21 protein-coding genes are annotated in these 20,970 nt (G+C 68.3%); 15 read left to right on the forward strand and 6 right to left on the reverse strand.

Going from position 1 to position 20,970, the window contains the following annotated elements:
* Positions 1–112 precede the first annotated feature (112 nt).
* Positions 113–1,402 (forward strand): MFS transporter, encoded by a 1,290-nt coding sequence (locus ACN6O8_RS03430; protein ID WP_427989674.1) that lies wholly within the window; start codon positions 113–115, stop codon positions 1,400–1,402.
* Between the two features lie 93 nt (positions 1,403–1,495).
* On the opposite strand, the gene ACN6O8_RS03435 is transcribed toward ACN6O8_RS03430, so the two are convergent.
* Positions 1,496–2,572: a tartrate dehydrogenase gene (locus tag ACN6O8_RS03435; RefSeq protein WP_427989675.1), complete on the reverse strand. Its 1,077-nt coding sequence runs from the start codon at positions 2,570–2,572 to the stop codon at positions 1,496–1,498.
* A 118-nt stretch (positions 2,573–2,690) separates the two neighbouring features.
* On the opposite strand from ACN6O8_RS03435, the gene ACN6O8_RS03440 reads away from it, so the two are divergent.
* Positions 2,691–3,599 (forward strand): LysR substrate-binding domain-containing protein, encoded by a 909-nt coding sequence (locus tag ACN6O8_RS03440; protein ID WP_427989676.1) that lies wholly within the window; start codon positions 2,691–2,693, stop codon positions 3,597–3,599.
* Between the two features lie 207 nt (positions 3,600–3,806).
* Complete coding sequence (locus tag ACN6O8_RS03445; RefSeq protein WP_427989677.1) at positions 3,807–4,811, forward strand: cytochrome-c peroxidase; 1,005 nt, start codon at positions 3,807–3,809, stop codon at positions 4,809–4,811.
* Positions 4,812–4,827: 16 nt separating this feature from the next.
* Here the strand turns inward: ACN6O8_RS03445 and queF are convergent, their stop codons facing one another.
* A complete protein-coding gene (gene queF / locus ACN6O8_RS03450) occupies positions 4,828–5,652 on the reverse strand; it encodes an NADPH-dependent 7-cyano-7-deazaguanine reductase QueF (RefSeq protein WP_427989678.1) in 825 nt (274 codons plus the stop codon).
* Positions 5,653–5,974: 322 nt separating this feature from the next.
* Here queF and aceA point away from each other — a divergent pair, with 322 nt between their 5' ends.
* A complete protein-coding gene (aceA, locus tag ACN6O8_RS03455) occupies positions 5,975–7,294 on the forward strand; it encodes an isocitrate lyase (protein WP_427989679.1) in 1,320 nt (439 codons plus the stop codon).
* A gap of 92 nt (positions 7,295–7,386) precedes the next feature.
* On the opposite strand, the gene bioD is transcribed toward aceA, so the two are convergent.
* The 3 genes from bioD to bioF are packed head-to-tail and all read right to left on the reverse strand — an operon-like array spanning position 7,387 to position 10,651.
* Entirely contained in the window at positions 7,387–8,808 is a 1,422-nt protein-coding gene (bioD, locus tag ACN6O8_RS03460) for a dethiobiotin synthase (RefSeq protein ID WP_427990153.1), read from the reverse strand.
* A 2-nt stretch (positions 8,809–8,810) separates the two neighbouring features.
* Entirely contained in the window at positions 8,811–9,476 is a 666-nt protein-coding gene (locus tag ACN6O8_RS03465) for an alpha/beta fold hydrolase (RefSeq protein WP_427989680.1), read from the reverse strand.
* Positions 9,476–10,651: an 8-amino-7-oxononanoate synthase gene (gene bioF, locus ACN6O8_RS03470; protein WP_427989681.1), complete on the reverse strand. Its 1,176-nt coding sequence runs from the start codon at positions 10,649–10,651 to the stop codon at positions 9,476–9,478. Before bioF ends, ACN6O8_RS03465 begins: the two co-directional genes overlap by 1 nt.
* A gap of 114 nt (positions 10,652–10,765) precedes the next feature.
* On the opposite strand from bioF, the gene ACN6O8_RS03475 reads away from it, so the two are divergent.
* From ACN6O8_RS03475 to ACN6O8_RS03520, 10 genes are all read left to right on the forward strand, one after another.
* The gene (locus tag ACN6O8_RS03475; RefSeq protein WP_427989682.1) at positions 10,766–12,034 is read left to right on the forward strand and encodes an adenosylmethionine--8-amino-7-oxononanoate transaminase; all 1,269 of its coding nucleotides are present in this window, start codon (positions 10,766–10,768) and stop codon (positions 12,032–12,034) included.
* A gap of 77 nt (positions 12,035–12,111) precedes the next feature.
* On the forward strand, positions 12,112–13,086 hold the full coding sequence (locus ACN6O8_RS03480; RefSeq protein ID WP_427989683.1) for a hypothetical protein: 975 nt from the start codon (positions 12,112–12,114) through the stop codon (positions 13,084–13,086).
* Positions 13,083–13,244, forward strand: coding sequence for a cbb3-type cytochrome oxidase assembly protein CcoS (gene ccoS / locus ACN6O8_RS03485; RefSeq protein WP_427989684.1), 162 nt, complete (start codon positions 13,083–13,085; stop codon positions 13,242–13,244). The genes ACN6O8_RS03480 and ccoS overlap by 4 nt, the downstream gene beginning before the upstream one ends.
* A gap of 225 nt (positions 13,245–13,469) precedes the next feature.
* Positions 13,470–14,954 (forward strand): cytochrome-c oxidase, cbb3-type subunit I, encoded by a 1,485-nt coding sequence (gene ccoN, locus ACN6O8_RS03490; RefSeq protein WP_427989685.1) that lies wholly within the window; start codon positions 13,470–13,472, stop codon positions 14,952–14,954.
* 10 nt (positions 14,955–14,964) lie between these two features.
* Positions 14,965–15,696 carry a cytochrome-c oxidase, cbb3-type subunit II gene (ccoO, locus tag ACN6O8_RS03495; protein WP_427989686.1) on the forward strand — a complete coding sequence of 244 codons (732 nt, stop codon included), beginning with the start codon at positions 14,965–14,967 and terminating at the stop codon, positions 15,694–15,696.
* A 2-nt stretch (positions 15,697–15,698) separates the two neighbouring features.
* Positions 15,699–15,872, forward strand: a complete 174-nt coding sequence (locus ACN6O8_RS03500) for a cbb3-type cytochrome oxidase subunit 3 (RefSeq protein ID WP_272909302.1) — start codon at positions 15,699–15,701, stop codon at positions 15,870–15,872.
* Positions 15,869–16,822, forward strand: coding sequence for a cytochrome-c oxidase, cbb3-type subunit III (ccoP, locus tag ACN6O8_RS03505; RefSeq protein WP_427989687.1), 954 nt, complete (start codon positions 15,869–15,871; stop codon positions 16,820–16,822). Before ACN6O8_RS03500 ends, ccoP begins: the two co-directional genes overlap by 4 nt.
* 73 nt (positions 16,823–16,895) lie before the next feature.
* On the forward strand, positions 16,896–18,386 hold the full coding sequence (gene ccoG, locus ACN6O8_RS03510; RefSeq protein ID WP_427989688.1) for a cytochrome c oxidase accessory protein CcoG: 1,491 nt from the start codon (positions 16,896–16,898) through the stop codon (positions 18,384–18,386).
* A gap of 22 nt (positions 18,387–18,408) precedes the next feature.
* Positions 18,409–18,645, forward strand: coding sequence for a FixH family protein (locus ACN6O8_RS03515; RefSeq protein ID WP_427989689.1), 237 nt, complete (start codon positions 18,409–18,411; stop codon positions 18,643–18,645).
* Positions 18,646–18,664: 19 nt separating this feature from the next.
* Complete coding sequence (locus tag ACN6O8_RS03520) at positions 18,665–18,901, forward strand: hypothetical protein (RefSeq protein ID WP_175134437.1); 237 nt, start codon at positions 18,665–18,667, stop codon at positions 18,899–18,901.
* A 45-nt stretch (positions 18,902–18,946) separates the two neighbouring features.
* Here the strand turns inward: ACN6O8_RS03520 and ACN6O8_RS03525 are convergent, their stop codons facing one another.
* Complete coding sequence (locus ACN6O8_RS03525) at positions 18,947–19,873, reverse strand: LysR family transcriptional regulator (RefSeq protein ID WP_427989690.1); 927 nt, start codon at positions 19,871–19,873, stop codon at positions 18,947–18,949.
* A gap of 122 nt (positions 19,874–19,995) precedes the next feature.
* On the opposite strand from ACN6O8_RS03525, the gene ACN6O8_RS03530 reads away from it, so the two are divergent.
* A complete protein-coding gene (locus tag ACN6O8_RS03530; protein ID WP_427989691.1) occupies positions 19,996–20,970 on the forward strand; it encodes a Bug family tripartite tricarboxylate transporter substrate binding protein in 975 nt (324 codons plus the stop codon).

Below are 20,970 nucleotides of genomic sequence, written 5' to 3' on the forward strand. Positions count from 1 at the left end.
CCGCGCCGCATTCGCCACAGGGACAACGCCGGCCGCGCCGGACGTTGCTGGAGACAACCCGCGCGCCGCCTTCCCGGCGGCCGCTTTTCGCCGCTGCCCGCGGCCTTGCGCCATGACTACCGCTGCATCCCCCCTGGCCTCGGACGCCGCCGTCCGCCGGCGCGACTGGCAGATCATCCTCTTGATCGGCGTGGCCCACGCCGCGTCGCACTTCTTCCAACTGGTCCTGCCGTCGCTGTACGTGTCGCTCGGCAACGAGTTCGGGCTGGATTTTGCCCGCCTGGGCCTCTTGGTGTCGGCCTTCTATGTGGTCTCGGGCATCGGCCAGGCCTCGTCCGGCTTCGTGGTGGATCGCATCGGCGCGCGGCCGGTGCTGTGGTTCGGCCTGGCCTGTTTCGTGCTGTCGGGGCTGCTGATCGGCTCGGCCACCGGCTACCCGATGCTGATGGCGGCGGCCGTGGTCGGCGGCATCGGCAATTCGGTGTTCCATCCGGCCGACTATTCCATCATCAACCATCGCATCACGGCGCCGCGCCTGGGCCACGCTTTTTCGACTCACGGCCTGACCGGCAACCTGGGCTGGGCGCTGACGCCGGTGTTCATGACCTCGATCACGCTGCTGGCCAACTGGCGCGTGGCCGCCTACAGCGCGGCGGCCCTGGTGGCCTTCGTGCTGCTCTTGACGGTGCTGGGCCGCAATCTGCTGGGCGGGTCGGAGCCGGGCGCGGCCGGGCAGGCCAAGGCCGCCACGCGCGCCGCGCCCAGGCCGCAGGAAGGCGTGCTGGCGACGCTGGCCGCGCTGCTCTCCAAGCCGGCGCTGTGGGGCGCGTTCCTGTTCTTCGCTTGCACCTCGATCGCGCTGTCGTCGGTGCAGAACTACACCATCCCGCTGTTGGGCCAACTGTACGACCTGTCCAAGGTGGCGGCCAGTTCGGCGCTGTCGGGCTACATGGTGGCCTCGGCGGTGGGCATGGCGGCCGGCGGGTTCCTGGTGTCGGCCAACCCGCGCACCGAACGCACGGTGATGGTGGCGCTGATCCTGGCCGGCCTGACGCTGGTGGTGCTGGCGCTGGGCCTGGTGCCGGCGCTGTTTGCCGCGCCGGTGGTGGCGCTGGCTGGTTTCTGCTCGGGCGTGGCGGCGCCGTCGCGCGACATGCTGATCCGGCGGGTGACGCCCAAGGGTGCCACCGGCTCGGTCTACGGCCTGGTGTATTCCGGTATGGACGTCGGTTCGGCGCTGGGGCCGCTGGCTTTCGGCCTGCTGCTGGACGCCGGTATGCGCCAGGGGCCATGGATCGGCGCGGGCGTGGCGTTCGCCGCCGCCGCGCTGCTGGCGCAGTGGATCGCGGCGCAGGCGCGGCGCGCTGATCCCGCCGCGACGGCGGCCCCGGCGCGTTCCTGATGTGCGCTCCGCGCCGCCAGGGCCGGCGCGTGTCGCATGAAAAACGCCGCCCCGAGGGGCGGCGTTGTGTTTGGTGCGGCGCGGCGGCCCGGATCAGCCGCGCGCCTCGATGTGTGCGGCGATGGCGCGGCCGATGTCCTCGGTGCGGGCCTGGCCGCCCAGGTCGGGCGTGCGCGGTCCGTCCTTCAGGCAGTGCTCGATGGCGGCCAGGATGGCGTCGTGCGCCTCCTGGCTGCCCAGGAATTGCAGCATCAGCGCGCCCGACCAGATCATGGCGATGGGGTTGGCGATGCCCTTGCCATGGATGTCCGGCGCCGAGCCGTGCACCGGCTCGAACAGCGAGGGGAAGGCGCGCTCCGGATTCAGGTTGGCCGACGGCGCGATGCCGATAGTGCCGGTGCAGGCCGGGCCCAGGTCGGAAAGGATGTCGCCGAACAGGTTCGACGCCACCACCACGTCGAAGCGCTGCGGCTGCAGCACGAAGCGCGCCGCCAGGATGTCGATGTGCTGCTTGTCGGTCTTGACCTGCGGATACTGCTGGCCGACGGCGTCGGCGCGCTCGTCCCACCACGGCATGCTGATGGCGATGCCGTTGCTCTTGGTGGCCACGGTGAGCTGCTTGCGCGCGCGGCGGTTGGCCAGCTCGAAGGCGTAGCGCATCACCCGGTCGGTACCGTGGCGGGTGAAGACCGATTCCTGGATCACGATCTCGCGTTCGGTGCCGCTGAACAGGCGCCCGCCCAGGTTGGTGTATTCGCCCTCGGTGTTCTCGCGCACGATGAAGAAGTCGATATCGCCCGGGCGCTGGCCGGCCAGCGGGCACGGCACGCCCTCGAACAGCCGCACCGGGCGCAGATTGATGTACTGGTCGAACTCGCGGCGGAACTTGAGCAGCGAGCCCCACAGCGAGACGTGGTCCGGCACGGTGGCGGGCCAGCCGACCGCGCCGAAGTAGATGGCGTCGTAGCCCTGCAATTGTTCCTTCCAGTCGGGCGGCATCATCTCGCCGTGCTGCGCGTAATACTCGCAGTTGGCCCAGGGGAAAGTGTCGATCTGCAGCGTCAGGCCGAAGCGCCGGGCGGCGGCTTCGACGGCGCGCAGGCCTTCGGGCAGGACTTCATTGCCGATGCCGTCGCCGGCGATGGCTGCGATTTTGTGAACGTGGGACATGGAGGAACCTGAAAGGGAATGGGAAAAGGCCTGCGCGTCGCGGGAGATGGCTGCCATGGTAGGCGCCCCTACAGTCCATCTACAATGGCCCATCGCGTGAAATGAATATGCACGAATCATGAATAATGACCTGCTACCCGCCGACCTGCGCGTCTTCAACGCGGTGGTGCGCGCCTCCAGCTTCTCCCGCGCCGCCGAAGACCTGGGCATGTCGGCCGCCTACGTCACCAAGCGCATCCGCCTGCTGGAAGCCAGCCTCGGCACCCCGCTGTTCCACCGCACCACGCGGCGCGTGGTGGTCAGCGAGGCCGGCGAACGGGTGTACCACTGGGCCCAGCGCATCCTCGATGACGTCGACCACCTGGTCGAAGAGGTCGGCGTCACGCGCCGCGAGCCGCGCGGTTTGCTGCGTATTTGCAGCAGCTTCGGCTTTGGCCGGCGGGTGGTGGCGCCGGCGCTGTCGGCGTTCGTCTCGCGCCATCCGGCGGTGCAGGTGCGCTTCGAGGTGTTCGACCGCCTGGTCGACGTGGCGGCCGAGGGCTACGACCTGGACGTGCGGGTCGGCGACAACATCGCGCCGCACGTGATCGCCCGCAAGCTGGCCGCCAACCACCGCCTGCTGTGCGCCGCGCCGTCCTACCTGGCCGAACGCGGCGTGCCGCGCAAGCTCGACGACCTGGCGGCGCACGACTGCCTGGTGATCAAGGAGCGCGACCATCCTTTCGGCGTCTGGCGCATGCGGCGCGGCGAGCGCGAGCACACCGTCAAGGTGCGCGGGCCGCTGTCGGCCAACAATGGCGAGATGGTGGTGCAGTGGGCGGTGGACGGGCGCGGCATCATCCTGCGCTCGGCCTGGGACGTGGGGCCGTTGATCGCCGCCGGCAAGCTGGTGCCGGTGCTGCCGCAGTACCGCCAGGAAGCCAACATCTGGGCGGTGTATCCCTCGCGCGTGAACGCCTCGGCCAAGGTGCGGGTGTGTGTCGACTTCCTGGAAGCGCATTTGCGCCAGCAGGGCACGGCGCATTGACACGGCTCGTCCTGGCGGCCACGGATGCGGCCGCGGGGCCGTGGCGCCGCTCGGCGGCAGGCCATGTGGATGGCTTTGCGTCAGGTCAAGCCAGCTTTCCGCGCCGGGGCAGGGTGCTGGCGCGGTTGATGCATCGCAAGCGGCCTTGCACCGGGCTGCGGTGTAATAACCATGTGCCTGACAAGGTTATTGTAACAGGAGTAAGCCATGAGAAAGAAGCGCGCCATGCTCGCAGCGGGTGTCGTCATTGGATTGTGGGCCGGCCAGGCGTCGGCGGCGCCGAGGCAGGAACCGATCCAACCGATCCAGGCGGCGGTGGTCAAGGACCCGGCCAAGGCGGAGCTGGGCAAGAAACTGTTCTTCGACCCGCGCCTGTCGCGCTCGGGGGCGATCTCCTGTAATTCCTGCCACAACCTTGCCATGGGCGGCTCGGACAACCTGAAGACGTCGATCGGCGACAAGTGGCAGCAAGGGGCGATCAACTCGCCCACGGTGCTCAATGCCAGCCTGAACATCGCCCAGTTCTGGGACGGCCGCGCCAAGGATCTGCGCGAGCAGGCCGGCGGCCCCATCGCCAACCCGGTGGAAATGGCCTCGACCCACGAGCTGGTAGTGCAGGTGCTCAATTCCATCCCCGGCTACCGCACCGACTTCAAGCAGGTGTTCGGCAAAGACGTCATCACCATCGACGAAGTGACCGGCGCGCTGGCCGCTTTCGAGGAAACGCTGGTGACGCCGAACGCGCGCTTCGACCAATGGCTCAAGGGCGACGACAAGGCGCTGACCGTCAAGGAGCTGGCTGGCTACACCCTGTTCAAGAACAGCGGCTGTGTCGCCTGCCACAACGGCGCGGCGGTAGGCGGCAACTCGTTCCAGAAGATGGGGGTGGTGGCGCCGTACCAGACCGACAACAAGGCCGAAGGTCGCGCCGACGTCACCGGCAAGGACGCCGACCGTTTCAACTTCAAGGTGCCGACACTGCGCAACGTGGCGCTGACCTATCCGTACTTCCATGACGGCGGGGCCGCCACGCTGACGCAGGCGGTGGACGTGATGGGCCGGTTGCAGTTGGGCCGCACCTTCACGCCGGAAGAGAACGCGCAGATCGTGGCGTTCCTGAAGACGCTGACGGGCGATCGGCCGGCGATTCAGTATCCGTTGCTGCCGCCGTCGGCGGACGATACCCCGCGGCCGGCGCCGTTCGTGAAGTAAGGCGCGCCGCCGCGCCTTACTGCCGCACCGTGCGCACGTCGGCCGGCGGCGCCGTCTCGAAGTTGCTGCGCCACGGGTTGATGTCCAGCCCGCCGCGCCGCGTGTAGCGCGCGTACACCGTCAGTTGCTCGGGCGCGCAGGCCTGCATGATGTCGGTGAAGAGGCGTTCCACGCAATGCTCGTGGAATTCGGCGTGCTGGCGGAACGAGATCACGTAGCGCAGCAGCGATTCGCGGTCGATCGGCCGGCCGCGGTAGCGGATCTGCACGCTGGCCCAGTCGGGCTGGCCGGTCACCGGGCAGTTGGATTTGAGCAGGCGCGAACACAGGGTTTCCTCGACCACGTCGCCCGCGCGGGTGCGCAGCAATTCGGGCGCCGGCTCGTAGGTGTCGATCTCGATGTCGAGCTTGTCTATGTAGATACCGTCCAGTTCGCCCATGCGCAGTTCGCCGAAGCGCTGCGGCAGGATGAAATCCAGCCCCACGGGGGCGCCGGCGGCGGCGCTCAGGTCGCGCTCCAGGCGGCCGCGCAGGGCCGCCGAATTGACCAGCCGGGTCTGATTGAACGAGTTCAGGTACAGCTTGAACGACTTGGACTCGATGATGTTGGGACTGTCGGCCGGCACCGAGAACGTCGCCATCGCCACCCGGGGCTTGCCCTTGGCGTCGAGCCAGGATAGTTCGTAGGCGTTCCACAGGTCGACCCCGGTGAACGGCAGCGGGCCGCCCGCCAGGCCGAGCGCCGCGCGATTGTGGGCGCGGGCGATGGGGAACAGCAGCGAAGGATCGTATTGCGAGACGTAGGTCACGCTCTGGCCCAGCGGGCCGTGAGACAGCGTCATGGAAAGGTCGTCGGAGCACGTGGAGATGACCGCATTGTAGGCGCTCGCCGGCCCCCTGTTTTTCGCATCATGAAACGCCGCTCCCGGCATGTGAAAGTTCGTGCTGCGCCGCCGCGCGAGACCATTTCACAGATGACAATGGCGTTCCGCAATACGAAATGATCAAAGTAAGCTATTGATTTAAATGAATAATATTTTTCCTCTTATATAAGAGGCGTGGCCACATTGCTCCGCAGCACAGGCATAGACTTTCTCCAACGATTCACGCAATGCAATCCCGAAGTTTTCTTGCCTTTTCAGCCATAGACCAAGGAGCATGACCATGAGCAACCGCGAAACCGAAATCCGCAATCTGCAGAAAGACTGGGCCGAGAACAGCCGTTGGCAGGGCATCAAGCGCGACTACAGCGCCGAGGATGTCATTCGCCTGCGCGGCTCGATCGCCGTCGAGCACACCCTGGCCCGCCGCGGCGCGACGCGCCTGTGGCAGCAACTGCACAGCGAACCTTTCGTGAATTCGCTCGGCGCCCTGACCGGCAACCAGGCCATGCAACAGGTCAAGGCCGGCCTCAAGGCCATCTACCTGTCGGGCTGGCAAGTGGCCGGCGACGCCAACCTGGCCGGCGAGATGTACCCCGACCAGTCGTTGTACCCCGCCAACTCGGTGCCGCAGGTGGTTCGGCGCATCAACAATTCGCTGACGCGCTGCGACCAGATCCAGTGGATGGAAGGCAAGAACCCGGGCGACGAGGGCTACATCGACTTCTTCGCGCCCATCGTGGCGGACGCCGAAGCCGGCTTTGGCGGCGTGCTCAACGCCTTTGAATTGATGAAGGCCATGATCGAGGCCGGCGCCGCCGGCGTGCACTTCGAGGACCAGTTGGCGTCCGTGAAGAAGTGCGGCCACATGGGCGGCAAGGTGCTGGTGCCGACCCGCGAAGCGGTGGCCAAGCTGGTCTCGGCGCGTCTGGCGGCCGACGTGATGGGCACGCCCACCGTGCTGCTGGCCCGCACCGACGCCGACGCCGCCGACCTGGTGACCAGCGACGTGGACGAGAATGACCGCCCGTTCATCACCGGCGACCGCACCGTGGAAGGCTTCTTCCGCACCCGCGCCGGCATCGACCAGGCGATCTCGCGCGGCCTGGCCTACGCCCCGTACGCCGACCTGATCTGGTGCGAAACGTCCACGCCCAACCTGGAATACGCCCGCAAGTTCGCCGACGCGATCCATCGCCAGTTCCCGGGCAAGCTGCTGGCGTACAACTGCTCGCCGTCGTTCAACTGGAAGAAGAACCTGGACGACGCCACCATCGCCAAGTTCCAGCGCGAGCTGGGCGCCATGGGCTACAAGTTTCAGTTCATCACGCTGGCCGGCTTCCACGCGCTGAACTACGGCATGTTCGAACTGGCCCACGGCTACGCCCGCCGCCAGATGAGCGCCTTCGTCGAATTGCAGCAGAAGGAATTCGCCGCCGCCGAACTGGGCTTCACCGCGGTCAAGCACCAGCGCGAAGTGGGCACCGGCTACTTCGACGCCGTCACGCAGACCATCGAGGGCGGCCAGTCCTCGACCACCGCGTTGACCGGTTCGACCGAGGAAGCGCAGTTCGAGCACGGCAAGGCGCAGAAGGCCGCCTGAGCCAAAACGGATTGATTGTGCAGTTGCAGTTGTAGTGCTGTTGTAGGGTGGATTCAGGGTGCCTTCGGGCACCCTCTTTTTTGGGGCTGCCGTCAGGCCGCGGCGCGCATGGCCGCCAGGCATTCGGCCAGCGGCGGCACGCTGGCCGCCAGCGTCTCGACGGCGGCCGCGTCGACGCGGTCCAGCGGCGCAATCTCGGCCAGCACCCGCACGTTGCCGAAGCGTTCGATGGCTTCGCGGTTGCCGGCCGACAGCGGGCCGCTCATGATCACCCCCAGCACCGGGATGGCGCGGCGGCGCAGCGCCTCCAGGCTGAGCAGGGTGTGGTTGATGGTGCCCAGGCCGCTGCGCACGGCCAGCACCACCGGCAGGCCCAGGCGCGCGATCAGGTCGATCATCATGTGGTGGTCGTCGATCGGCACGTACAGGCCGCCGGCGCCTTCGACGATCAGCGGCGCGGCCGTGACGGGCGGCACGATGGCGGTGGCGTCGATCACCGCGTCCTCCAGCGGCGCGGCGGCCCAGGGCGACAGCGGCGCCTGCAGCACGTAGGCCGGCAGGTGCAGGCGCTCGGGCGGCAGTTGCGCCAGGCGCGCGACGGTGTCGGTGTCGCCGGGTTCCTCGGCCACGCCGGTCTGCACCGGCTTCCAGTAGTCGGCCTGCCAGGCGCGCGCCAGGATGGCCGAAATCAGAGTCTTGCCGATGCCGGTGTCGGTGCCGGTGACGAATACGCCTTGAGCGGGGGAGTCAGTCATGTTTTTCCACAATCCGTAGGCCAGGTGATAAGTCACCCTGGCGCCTTGTTGGTCGAACCGCGCCAGCACCCGCCGCAGCGCGGCCGCGCCCAGCGGCGCCGCGCCGGGCGCGGGGGTGGTGGCGCCGATGCCTTTGAGGGCCTTCAGGAAATGCAGGCCGTCAGGATGCGCTTGTATCAGCCGCTCGCTGTGTACGCCACCGGCCAGACCGGCCATGGCCGGACGGATGGCGCCGGGCGGCGGATAGGGGGGCGTGGCCGCTGTCAGGCCGATGGCGCGATGGGCGGCGTGCCATTCGGCGAAGGTGCCGTCGGCCAGCGTGGCCACCGCCAGATGCCCGCCGGGCGCCAGCAGCGCGGCCAGGCGTCCCAGGCCGGCGTTCAGGTCGCCGAACCATTGCACCGCCAGGCTGGAACAGATCAGGTCGTAGCCTCCGGGCAGGCCGTCGGGGTGCTCGCCGTCCAGCACCTGGTAGCGCGCCGCGCCCGGCAGGGGCGGACCCCGCCGCGCCTGGGCCAGCATGGCGGGTGAAATGTCGGTCACGGTCCAGTCGGCCGGCCCCAAGCGGGCCGCCAGCGCGCGGGTCAGCAGGCCGGTGCCACAGCCGATCTCCAGAATGCGGGGGCGCGGCGGCAGCGGCAGGCGCGCAATGGCGTCGGCCAGCCGTTGCGCGGTGACGCGCTGGGCCGGGGCATGGGCCTCATAGCGCGCGGCGGCGGCGCCGAAGCGCGCGGCCACGCGGGTGCTGCGCGGCGTCACGCTCATGCGCCGGGGGCCACGCGGGCCAGGAAGTCGCGGATGTGGCCGGCGCACCAGTCGGTGTCGGTCACGGGCAGCAGGTGGCCGCCGCCCTCGCGCCAATGGATGTCGGCCAGATCTCCGAAACCGGCCGCCGTCATGGCCGGGGGCGAGATGGGGTCCTGCGCGCCGGCCAATGCCAGCAATGGCGCCGGCAACTTCGCCAGCGCGGGACGCAGGTCGGCGTCGCGCAGGAGCCGCAGGTCGCGCGCCAGCGGTTCGAGCCGGGGCGCGCCGAAGGCCGTGGCATCGCCGCAGCGCTGGCGGAAATCGCGCAGCACGGTCTCGGTCTGAGTCGCCAGCCGGTTCAGCATGCGGTCCAGCATGCGCGCGGCCACGCCTTCAGGAAAGTCGGCGGCGGCGCCGAAGCGGGCAAAGCCGTTGATCGCCACCAGGCCCAGGCAGGCGGGCGGCGCGTCGCCCAGCAGCCGCAATGCGCCCAGCGAATGGCCGATGGCCAGCACCGGGCCAGCCGGCGCCGGGTCGGCCGCCGGGCCGAAATAACCGGCGTCGGCCACGGCCTGCGGCCAGTCGGCCAGCGCGGCGGCCAATGGCGCCCAGAACGCGGCATCGAAGGCCCAGCCGTGCACGAACAGCAGCGTCGGGCGGGAAGGCGCGGCGGCGGGCATCAGGCGAGCGCGGCCCTCAGGCCGTCGATCAGTTGGTCGATATCCGCCTCGCGGTGCGCCGCGCTCAGGGCCAGGCGCAGCCGGCTGGTGCCGGCCGGCACGGTGGGCGGGCGGATCGCCACGGCCAGCAGGCCGCGCCGTTCCAGCGCCGCCGCCAGCGCCAGGGCGCGGGCCTCGTCGCCGACGATGGCGGGCACGATCTGGGTGGACGAGGCGCCCGTGTCCACGCCCAGGCCGCGCAGCGCGGCGCGCAGGCGTTCGCCCGAGGCCGCCAGCCGGGCGCGCTCGGCGTCCAGCGTCGGCACCAGATCCAGGGCGGCGTCCATGGCGCCCAGCACGGCGGGCGGCAGGGCGGTGGTGTAGATGAAACCGGAACAGGCGTTGATCAGGTAGTCGCAGAGCGCGCGCGAACCCGCCACGTAGGCGCCGAAGCCGCCCAGCGCCTTGCTGAAGGTGCCCATGGCCAGGTCGACGCCGCCGGGCGCCAGCCCGGCCAGCCCCATGCCACCCGGCCCCAGCACGCCGGTGGCGTGGGCTTCGTCCAGGTAGACGAAGGCCTGATGGCGCCCGGCCAGCGCCGCCAGCCGCGCCACGTCGGTGCGGTCGCCGTCCATGCTGAAGACGCTCTCGGTGATGATGAAGCGCACCGCCGACGGTTCGGCGCGCGCGGCCAGCAGCGTTTCGAGGTGGTCCAGGTCGTTGTGGCGAAAGCGGATCTGGCGCGCGCCCGCCGCCTGGCAGCCATGGTGCAGGCTGGCGTGGTTGAGCTTGTCGGTGTAGACCTGCACCGGACCGCGGCCGGCGGCCGCGCGCAGCAGGGCCGGCAGCACGGCGGCGTTGGCCTGCCAGCCGGACGCCAGTAACAGCGCGGCCTCGGTGCCCTTCAGGCGCGCCAGCTTGGCCTCGACCTGTTCATGCAGGTCGAGGTTGCCGCACACCAGCCGCGAGGCCTGCGCGCCGCTGCCGTGGCGCGCCGCCCATTCGCGCGAGCGCTCGATCAGCAGTGGATGCTTGGACAGGCCCAGATAGTCGTTACTGGAGAAGTTCAGCGCCGGCACGCCGTCCAGCGCGATGCGGCCGGCCGGCGCGGCCGTGGCGGTGCGCAGCCGGCGGCGCACGCGGCGCGATTCGGCCAGCGCCAGTTCGGAAGAAAAGAGGGGATCCAGCTTGGACATGACGGTTTCCTGCGGCGGCCGGCGGCGGGATGTCCCGCCAGCAGGGCCGCGGCCGCGAAGCGCGCCGTCAGGCCCCCGGCCGTAGAATGCGAGCCATTGTAGTGGAGGTGAAACATGCAGACCCCTGACTGGATGGCCCGGGGCCAGCCGCACATCTGGTTGCCGTACGCCCAGATGAAGACCGCGACCCCGCCGCTGCCGGTGGTGCGCAGCCACGGCAGCCGGCTGGAGCTGGCCGACGGCCGTCAACTGATCGACGGCGTGGCGTCCTGGTGGACCGCCTGCCACGGTTACAACCACCCGCACATCGCCCAGGCGCTGCGGGCCCAGCTGGACGCCATGCCGCACGTCATGTTCGGCGGTCTGACGCACGAGCCCGCGCTGACCCTGGCGCGGCGCCTGGCGACCCTGTTGGGGCCGGGACTGGACCGGGTGTTCTATACGGATTCGGGCTCGGTGGCGGTGGAAGTCGCCATGAAGATGGCGGTGCAGTTCTGGCTCAACCAGGGCGAGCGCGGCCGCAGCCGCTTCCTGGCGTTCCGTGGTGGCTACCACGGCGACACGCTGGGCACCATGGCGGTCTGCGACCCCGACGAGGGCATGCATAGCCTCTTTCGCGGCATGCTGGCCGAACACGACATCGTCGACCTGCCGCGCGACGAGGCGGCCATGGCGCGCCTGGATGCGTTCCTGGAAACGCGCGGCCCGCAACTGGCCGGTATCCTGGTCGAGCCGCTGGTGCAGGGCGCCGGCGGCATGCTGCTGCACCCGCCCGAGGTGCTGCGGCGCCTGCGCCGCCTGGCCGACCGCCATGGCCTGCTGCTGATCTTTGACGAGATCTTCACCGGCTTTGGCCGCACCGGCACGATGTTCGCGTTCGAGCAGGCCGGGGTGCGGCCGGACATCATCACCTTGTCCAAGGCCCTGACCGGCGGCACCCTGCCGCTGGCCGCCACCGTCGCCAGCAGCCGGGTGTTCGACGCCTTCTGGTCGGACGACCCGGCGCACGCCCTGATGCACGGCCCCACTTTCATGGGCAACGCGATGGCCTGCGCCGCCGCCAATGCCTCGCTCGATCTGTTCGAGCGCGAGCCGCGCCTGGCCCAGGCGCGGGCGCTGTCGGCCGCCCTGGCGGCGGGACTGGCGCCGTGCCGCGAGCTGGACTGGGTGCGCGACGTGCGGGTACTGGGCGCCATCGGCGTGGTCGAACTCGACCGCATCGACGACCGCGAAGCGCTCAAGCGGCGCCTGGTCGAGGCCGGCGTCTGGGTGCGGCCGTTCGGCAACGTGGTGTATTTGACGCCGGCGCTGACCATCGCCCCGGACGAGCTCGACACCCTGATGGGCGCGGTCGTGACGGTCCTGCGGGCGCGGCGCCCCTGATCCGGCCTGGGCAAGGCGCCCGGGCGGGCTTGATCCAGGTCAATACGGGCGCCAGGGGGGCCGGATAGCATCGGCGCATGCGAGCAAAATCCATTTTCGCCGTCCCTCCATCCCTGTCCGAGGCCGAACGCCAGCAGCGCCGGCATGCGCTGGTGCGCCTGTCGCTGGCCTGGCTGGCGATGATGCAGGTGATGATGTTCGCCTGGCCGGGCTACCTGCGCCATGAAGGCATTCCGAAGGATGCGCTGGACACGCTCGACTGGGCCATCGTGCTGATGAACTGGGCCAGCCTGGCCTTGACCGTGCCGGTAGTGCTGTATTCGGCCTGGCCGATCTGGCGCCACGCCGGCGCCAACCTGCGCCAGGGCCGCGCCGGCATGGACGTGCCGGTGGCGCTGGGCATCGTCGCCGCCTTCATCCCCAGCGTTCACGCCACCTATACCGGGCGCGGCGAGGTCTATTTCGATTCGGTCACCATGTTCGTCGCCTTTCTGCTGACGGCGCGCTACCTGGAACTGTGCGCGCGGCAATCGTTCGGCGGTATCGCCGGCGGCCAGCGCCACGGCCGCGTCGAGGCGCAGCGTCACCTGCTTGGCGCCGGCGCCGACCGCCTGGCCTCGCGCTTCGTCATGGCCCAGGTGACGCTGGCGTTGGGCGCGGCGGCGGTCTGGGCCGGCATCGACCCGGCCCACAGCATTCCGGTGATGGTGGCGTTGCTGGTCATGAGCTGTCCCTGCGCCATGTCGATGGCGGTGCCCACCGCCATGGCGTCGGCCCATGCGGCGCTGGCGGCCCACCCCGGCATGTCCGATGCGGCCCTCGACGCCTTGTTGGCCGAGGCGCAACGCAAGGCGCGCCAGAACCTGCATGGCTCGCTGGCGTGGCACCTGCTGATGACGCCGCTGGCGCTGGTCGGCTGGGTCACGCCTTGGCTGGCCGCCATCACCATGCTGGTGTCGTCGCTGGCGGTGGCCTACAACTCCTGGCGCCTGTCGCGCCACGACTGGTCGGGCGACCTGGCGCCCGCCGGCGCGCTGGAAGCCGCGCCGTGACCATCCTCTACCTGCTCCTGCCGCTGTCGCTGCTGTTCGTGCTGGTGATCGGCGTGTCGTTATGGTGGGCGGTGTTCAACGGCCAATACGACGATACCGACAACGCTGGCGCAGCCATCCTGCGCGATGACGACAGCGGTCCGGCCGCGCGCGGCTAGTCTTTCCCCGTCAAGATTCCCCCCCCCGGGTGGTGGCCGCAAGCCGGCCGCCAGGCCGGGGCGCGGCCATTGGCTGGCCATTGTGCGGCCATGGACGTTGTGCCGCCGCTGCGGGTTCCCCTGCGCGACCAACAGGGTTTGATGCACATCAACCCCGGTTTACGCGCGACCCCCCATCATTGAAACCTGGAGATACTTGTTTCTTTTTGTTTTGGGGGAAGGGTGATGAACGATTGCGCCGCAATCGCAAGCAAGGCCGACACCTTCAACTACAGGATCGTGAGGCAGTTCGCGCTCATGACGGTGGTCTGGGGCATTGTCGGCATGGCTGTGGGCGTTTTTCTCGCCGCGCAGTTGATTTGGCCTCAGTTGAATTTCGACACCGCCTGGCTCAGTTACGGCCGCTTGCGCCCGCTGCACACCAACGCCGTGATCTTCGCCTTCGGCGGCAGCGCGCTGTTCGCGACCTCGTACTACGTGGTTCAGCGCACCTGTCAGGCCCGCCTGTTCTGTGACCGGCTGGCCGCGTTCACCTTCTGGGGCTGGCAGGCGGTCATCCTCGGCGCCGCCATCACCCTGCCGCTGGGCTACACCAGCAGCAAGGAGTACGCCGAACTCGAATGGCCGCTCGACATCCTGATCACGCTGGTCTGGGTAGCCTACGCCATCGTATTCTTCGGCACCATCGTCAAGCGCCGCTCCAAGCACATCTACGTGGCCAACTGGTTCTTCGGCGCGTACATCCTCACCATCGCCATCCTGCACATCTTCAACAACATCGAAATGCCGGTGACGATGTGGAAGTCGTACTCGGCCTATGCCGGGGTGCAAGACGCCATGGTGCAGTGGTGGTACGGCCACAACGCGGTGGGCTTCTTCCTGACCACCAGCTTCCTGGGCATGATGTATTACTTCGTGCCCAAGCAGGCCGGCCGTCCGATCTACTCGTACCGTCTGTCCATTGTTCACTTCTGGGCGCTGGTGTTCACCTACATGTGGGCCGGTCCCCACCACCTGCTGTACACCTCGCTGCCCGACTGGACCCAGTCGCTGGGCATGACGTTCTCGCTGATCCTGCTGGCGCCGTCCTGGGGCGGCATGATCAACGGCATCATGACGCTGCAAGGCGCCTGGTACAAGCTGCGCACCGACCCGATCCTGAAGTTCATGGTGACCGCGCTGTCGTTCTACGGTATGTCCACGTTCGAAGGTTCGATGATGTCGATCCGCACCGTGAACGCCCTGTCGCACTACACCGACTGGACCATCGGCCACGTGCACTCGGGCGCGCTGGGCTGGGTCGCGATGATCTCGTTCGGCTCGCTCTACTACCTGATCCCGCGTCTGTATGGCCGCGAGAAGATGTACAGCGTCAAGGCCATCGAACTGCACTTCTGGATCGCCACCATCGGCGTGGTGCTGTACATCGCCGCGATGTGGATCGCCGGCGTGCAGCAGGGCCTGATGTGGCGCGACACCGCCGCCGACGGCACGCTGGTCTACAGCTTCGTCGAGGAACTCAAGACGCGGGTGCCGTATTACCTGATCCGTCTGCTGGGTGGCGCGCTGTTCCTGTCGGGCGTGCTGGTCATGGCCTGGAACGTGTGGAAGACGGTCAGCGGCGCGAAGGCGGTCAATCCCGCCATCCCGCAGGACGATCCGCACGCCGCCCGCCAGCCGGCCATCGCCGCCGCGCCCGCCACCGTTTGATGAGGACATCATGGCCAACAAGCAAGGCTTCTTTTCCCACCAGACCCTTGAGAAGAACATCGGCTGGATGATCATCGCCAGTATCCTGGTGGTGTCCTTCGCGGGGCTGGTGCAGATCGTGCCGCTGTTCTTCCAGCACAGCACCACGCAGCCGGTGGCGGGGGTCGAACCCTACAGCCCGCTGCGCCTGATGGGGCGCGACGTCTACATCCGCGAAGGCTGTGTCGGCTGCCACTCGCAGCAGGTGCGCCTGCTGGCCGCCGAAGTGCAGCGCTATGGCTCGTACTCGCTGGCCTCGGAGTCGGTGTTCGACCACCCCTTCCTGTGGGGCTCCAAGCGCACCGGTCCGGATCTGGCGCGCGTGGGCGAGCGTTACTCCGACGACTGGCACCGCATCCACCTGCGCAACCCGCGCCAGGTGGTGCCGGAGTCCAACATGCCGGCCTACCCCTGGCTGGAGAAGACAGTGATCACCGGCCAGAACGTCGAGCAGCGCATGCGCGCGCTGCGCGCCCTGGGCGTGCCGTACACCGACGAGGAAATCGCGGCGGCGCCCAAGGCCATCGAGGGCAAGACCGAAGAGGACGCCCTGGTCGCCTACCTGCAAGGGCTGGGCGTGGGCGTGCGCAAGGCGCAGCAGGCCAAAAAGGCCGCAGAGGCCAAGCAGGCCGAGCAGGCCGAGCAAGCCCGCAAGGCCGCGCAACCGGCCGCCGCCCCGCAACCCGCGGCCTCGGGAGGTTGAGCATGGCTTTGCTGAGCGCAATCGTCACCGCCATCTCGATGGCAACCTTTTTCGGCATCGTCTGGTGGGCCTGCTCGCGCGGCCGCCAGCGCGCCAACAGCGAATCGGCCATGTTGCCGTTCGCACTGCCCGATGAGTTCGGGCCGGCACAACAGGATGGAGCGGATCGGTCATGAGCGATTTCGTCAATGGCTTCTGGGGGTATTTCATCTCGATCGTCGCGGTCGGCGGCGTGGTGTGGTGTGTGTGGCTGCTGTACACGCAGCGCCGCTGGCTCAACACCAAGCCGGCCAATGGCAAGGTTGAAGACACGGGCCACGTCTGGGACGGCGACCTTACCGAACTGAACAATCCGGTGCCCGGCTGGTGGACCTGGATGTACCTGCTGGCCTGCGCCTTCGCGCTGGGCTACCTGTTCTTCATGCCGGGCCTGGGTTCGTACAAGGGCCAATTGGGCTACAGCAGCGCCAACGAAGTGGCGCAGCAGCAGGCCAAGATGGCCGAGGCCGTGCGCCCGATCTATGCGCGCTTCGACAGCATGACCGTGCCGCAGATCGCCGCGGATCCGGGTGCCCGGGAAATCGGCCAGCGCCTGTTCCTGAACACCTGCTCGCAGTGTCACGGTTCCGACGCCAAGGGCGGCCCCAGCTTTCCCAACCTGACCGACGGCGACTGGCTGCACGGCGGCTCGCCCGAAGCCATCATGCAGACCATCACCAATGGCCGCATCGGTGTGATGCCGCCCTGGAAATCGGCCATCGACCCCAAGACCGCCGGCGACATCGCGCAGTATGTGCGTTCGCTGTCAGGCCTGACGGCCGATCCGGTGCGGGTATTCCGCGGCAAGCGCGAGTTCGCCAATTTCTGCGTGGCCTGTCACGGTGTCGACGGCAAGGGCAACCAGGCGCTCGGCGCGCCCAACCTGACCGACGACGTCTGGCTCTATGGCAGTTCGGAAGCCACCATCGTCAAGACCATCCTGGACGGCCGCGAGAACCGCATGCCGGCGCATGGCGACATCCTCACCCCGGAACAGATCAAGATCCTGACGGCCTGGGTCTGGGGCCTGTCGAACAAGTCGGACGCGCCCGCGCCCGCGCCGGTGGCCTCCGCCTCGGCCAAGTAGGCATCGTAATTAGGTGGGGGTTCGCCGCCATGGCGACCCCCATATCACATGGACTTACCGCACGGAGCAGCACATGGATGATGGGTCAACCGCAAGCGTCAGCACTCCGCCTGGCGGCGACCCGCCACCGTGGCGGCCGCACGTGCGACCGCCGCGGCCCGGCCAGGAGACGCTGGAGCAGACCCTGGCCGGTGTGCGCAGCAAGATCTATCCGCGCTCGGTCAGCGGCATCTTCGCGCGCTGGCGCATCGCCTTCGTCTTCCTCACCCAACTGATCTTCTACGGCTTGCCGTGGCTGCAATGGAACGGCCGCCAGGCGGTGCTGTTCGACCTGGGCGCGCGCAAGTTCTATCTGTTCGGCCTGGTGCTGTGGCCGCAGGACGTCGTCTATCTGGCGGTGCTGCTGGTGATCTCGGCGCTGGCGCTGTTCCTGTTCACGGCGGTGGCCGGCCGGCTGTTCTGCGGCTACGCCTGTCCGCAGACGGTCTACACCGAGATCTTCATGTGGATCGAGCGCAAGGTCGAAGGCGACCGCGTGGCCCGCATCCGCCTGGATGAATCGCCCTGGACCTGGCACAAGGCGCGCCTGAAGATCACCAAGCACGTGCTGTGGATCGCGTTGGCCTGGTGGACCGGTTCGACCTTCATCGGCTATTTCGCGCCGATCCGTGAACTCGGCCACGAGCTGTTCACGCTGCAATTGGGGGCCTGGCAGTGGTTCTGGATGGTGTTCTACGGTTTCGCCACCTGGGGTAACGCCGGCTTCATGCGCGAGTCGGTGTGCAAGTACATGTGCCCGTACGCGCGCTTCCAGAGCGTGATGGTCGACCCCGATACCTTCGTGGTGACCTACGACAAGCGCCGCGGCGATCCGCGCGGCGGGCGCTCGCGCAAGGTCGACCACAAGGCGGCGGGACTGGGCGACTGCGTCGATTGCAGCCTGTGCGTGCAGGTCTGTCCGACCGGCATCGACATCCGCGAGGGTCTGCAATACATGTGCATCGGCTGCGGCGCCTGTATCGACGCCTGCGAACAGGTGATGGACAAGATGCAGTACCCGTCGGGGCTGATCCGCTATACGTCCGAGCGGGCGATGCTGGATGGCCTGTCGACCAAGAGCGCGCGCGCGCACCTGTTGCGCCCGCGCGTGCTGATCTATGGCACGCTGATCCTGGTGCTGGCGGTGGCGTTCGTGGCCTCGCTGGCGCTGCGCAATCCGCTGCGGGTGGACGTGATCCGCGATCGCGGCGCGCTGGGGCGCGAGGTGGCCGGCGGCATGATCGAGAACGTGTATCGCCTGCAGATCATCAATACCTCCGATTCGGCGCTGCGGCTGCGGCTGTCGGCCGATGGCCTGCCGGGGCTGGCGGTGCGCGCCGGGCAAAGCGAGTCGGACGTGGTCGAGGTGGAACCGGCGGCCAACAAGCTGGTGCCGATGGTGATCCGCGCGCCGGCCGGCGCCGCGCCTGGCGCCCATCCGATCATCCTGCGGGCGCGCGCCCAGGACCACGACAACCGGCCGATCGAGACCGACGAAGCCGCAAGTTTCTATGTGCCCGAGTGATTCCGAATAAAGGATGCCGACGATGAATACAGCCCCTGTTGCCGCGCCCCCGGCGCTCAAGCCCTGGTACCGCGAGTTCTGGCCCTGGTTTCTGATGGCGGGGCCGTTCCTGGCGGTGATCGGCTGCACCATCACGATCTACCTGGCCTACAGCCAGTTCAGCAACCAGCCGATCCAGGAAGGCGTGGTCAAGCGCGGGCTGGTGATCGAGCAGGTGGACGCGGTGCCCGCGCCGCCCCCCGCCACCGGCGTGCGCTGATGATTGCCGGAGGCGCGCCATGGGCTTGAGATCGTTGATGTGGATACTGTGGCCGTCGTTCCTGGCGGCGGCGGTGGGTAGCGCGATTGTCTTCGCGCTGATCGATCCGTTGGATGTGGCGGTGTTCGGATATGTGCCGACGGGCCGGATGGGGTTCTATACGGTGTCGTTCTTCCTGCTTTGGGCGATGGCGGGGGCGTCCAGCGCGTTGACAGCCTACTTGATGCCCAAGGTGGAGGAAGATCCGGATCTCTAGGCCGGTCTTCTCTTGGCGGGCCGGGTTGCGGGTGGACGGCGCCGGTCATGCCGTGTCGTGCAGCAGATCCACGAAATGCCTGGCGGGCGCGCTCAAGGGACGGTCCTTGGGAACGATGCTGCCGAACGCGGTCAAGGTGTGCTGGAGCTGGTAGGGGATGACGGCGAGCAGGCCGTGGCGGGCGTAGCGGCTGGCGACGGAGTCGGGGATGACGCCCAGCATGTCGGATTTCATGGCCAGGTTGGTGGTGGTCAGGATCGAGGCGGACTCGATCAGGCCCCGGGGCAGGGCGGTGTCGTGGGCGCGGAATTCCTGTTCGAGGACGTCGCGCATGGGGCTGCCATGCGGTTGCAGGATCCAGGGGTAGGCCTGCAGGGCCTCGAAGCTGACGCGCTTGCGGCGGGCCAGCGGGTGATCGACGGCGGCGATGACCGACAGGGCTTCGTCGCCGATCGGGCGGAACACGTAATGGCGCGCGGACAGGGTCAGCATGCGGCCGATGACGACATCGAGCTTGCCCGCGTTCAGGCGTTCGATCAGCAGGTCGCTGGTGCCGGTGGAGATCTCCACGGCCAGTAGCGGGTAGGTCTGTTTCAGCCGTAGCAGGGCGTCGGTCAGGTGGCCGGGCGAGGCCGCCATGATGCTGCCGATAAAGAGCTTGCCGGCACTGCCCAGGCGCAGTTCCTCCAGTTCGCGCGCCAGCGACGACACCGTGCCGCGCAGGCCGCGGAAATACTCCATCACGCATTCGCCGGCGGCCGTCAGCGCCAGGCCGCGGCCGACCCGTTCGAACAGCGCCTGGCCGATCGCCAGCTCCAGTTCGTGCAGCATCTTGCTGGCGGCCGACTGGGTCATGTTCAGTTGGGTGGCGGCGGCGCGCAGGGTGCCGCGTTCCTCGATGGCCAGCAGCAGCACGATTTGCCGCATGCGCAGGCGCGACAGCAGCGCCGGGACGTTCGGAATGCGTTCCATGATTGATCGCCTGTAGTGAACGGTTGGTGCAAAAGTTTCATTTTACGGAAACAGCGGTTGTTTCTAAGATGCAGGCATAACAAAGCCCGCTTGCGGGCCATAAGCCCCCCAAGGAGACAACCATGAAGACTCGGCTTTATGCCGCACTGGCGACGGGTGTGTTGTGCCTGTCCGCCGCCGCACCCGTCCTGGCGCAAAGCGCCGACTGGCCGACCCGGCCGTTGCGCCTGCTGGTGGGCTCGGCGCCCGGCGGCGGCACCGACGCCATGGCGCGCGCCGTGGCCGACAAGCTCGGGCCGCTGCTCAAGCAGACCGTGGTGGTGGAAAACAAGCCGGGCGCATCCAACACGCTGGCGGCGGACCTGGCGGCCAAATCGGCCGACGGTCACACCATGGTGATGGGCGTGTCGACCGCGCACGCCATCGCGCCGCACCTGCTCAAGCTCGGCTACGACAACGACCGCGACCTGACGCCGGTGGTGTTCGTCGGCGCGGTGCCGAACATCCTGGTGGTCAACAACCAGATGCCGGTCAAGTCGGTGCAGGAGCTGATCGCGCTGCTCAAGCGCAAGCCGGGCGAGTACAACTTCGCCAGCAGCGGCTCGGGCAGCACCCAGCACATCGCCGCCGAGCTGTTCAAGGACGCCACCGGCGTGCAGATGACCCATATCCCCTATCGCGGCAGCGGGCCGGCCATGGTCGACCTGATGGGCGGGCAGGTGCAGATCGCATTCGAAACCGCGTCGTCGGTCATCCCGCACATCAAGAGTGGCAAGGTGCGGGCGCTGGCGGTGTTGAGCGCCCGCCGCAACCCGCAGTTGCCCGACGTGCCGACCATGGCCGAGGCCGGCGTCAACGGCGTCGAGATGAGCGCCTGGTACGGCATCTACATGCCCGCCAGTACCCCGGCGGCGGTACAGCAGCGCGTGCATGACGCTGTCAACGCCATCCTGGCCATGCCCGACACCCAGGCGCGCTTGCAGGCGATCGGCGCCGACATCAATCCGATGAGCCAGGCGCGATTCGCGCAGTTCCACCAGGCCGAGAACCAGCGCTACGCCGCCATCATCAAGAAGAACCATATTTCCGTGGAATGA

It is taken from the genome of Achromobacter sp., assembly GCF_050285565.1.
Lineage (GTDB): Bacteria > Pseudomonadota > Gammaproteobacteria > Burkholderiales > Burkholderiaceae_B > Achromobacter.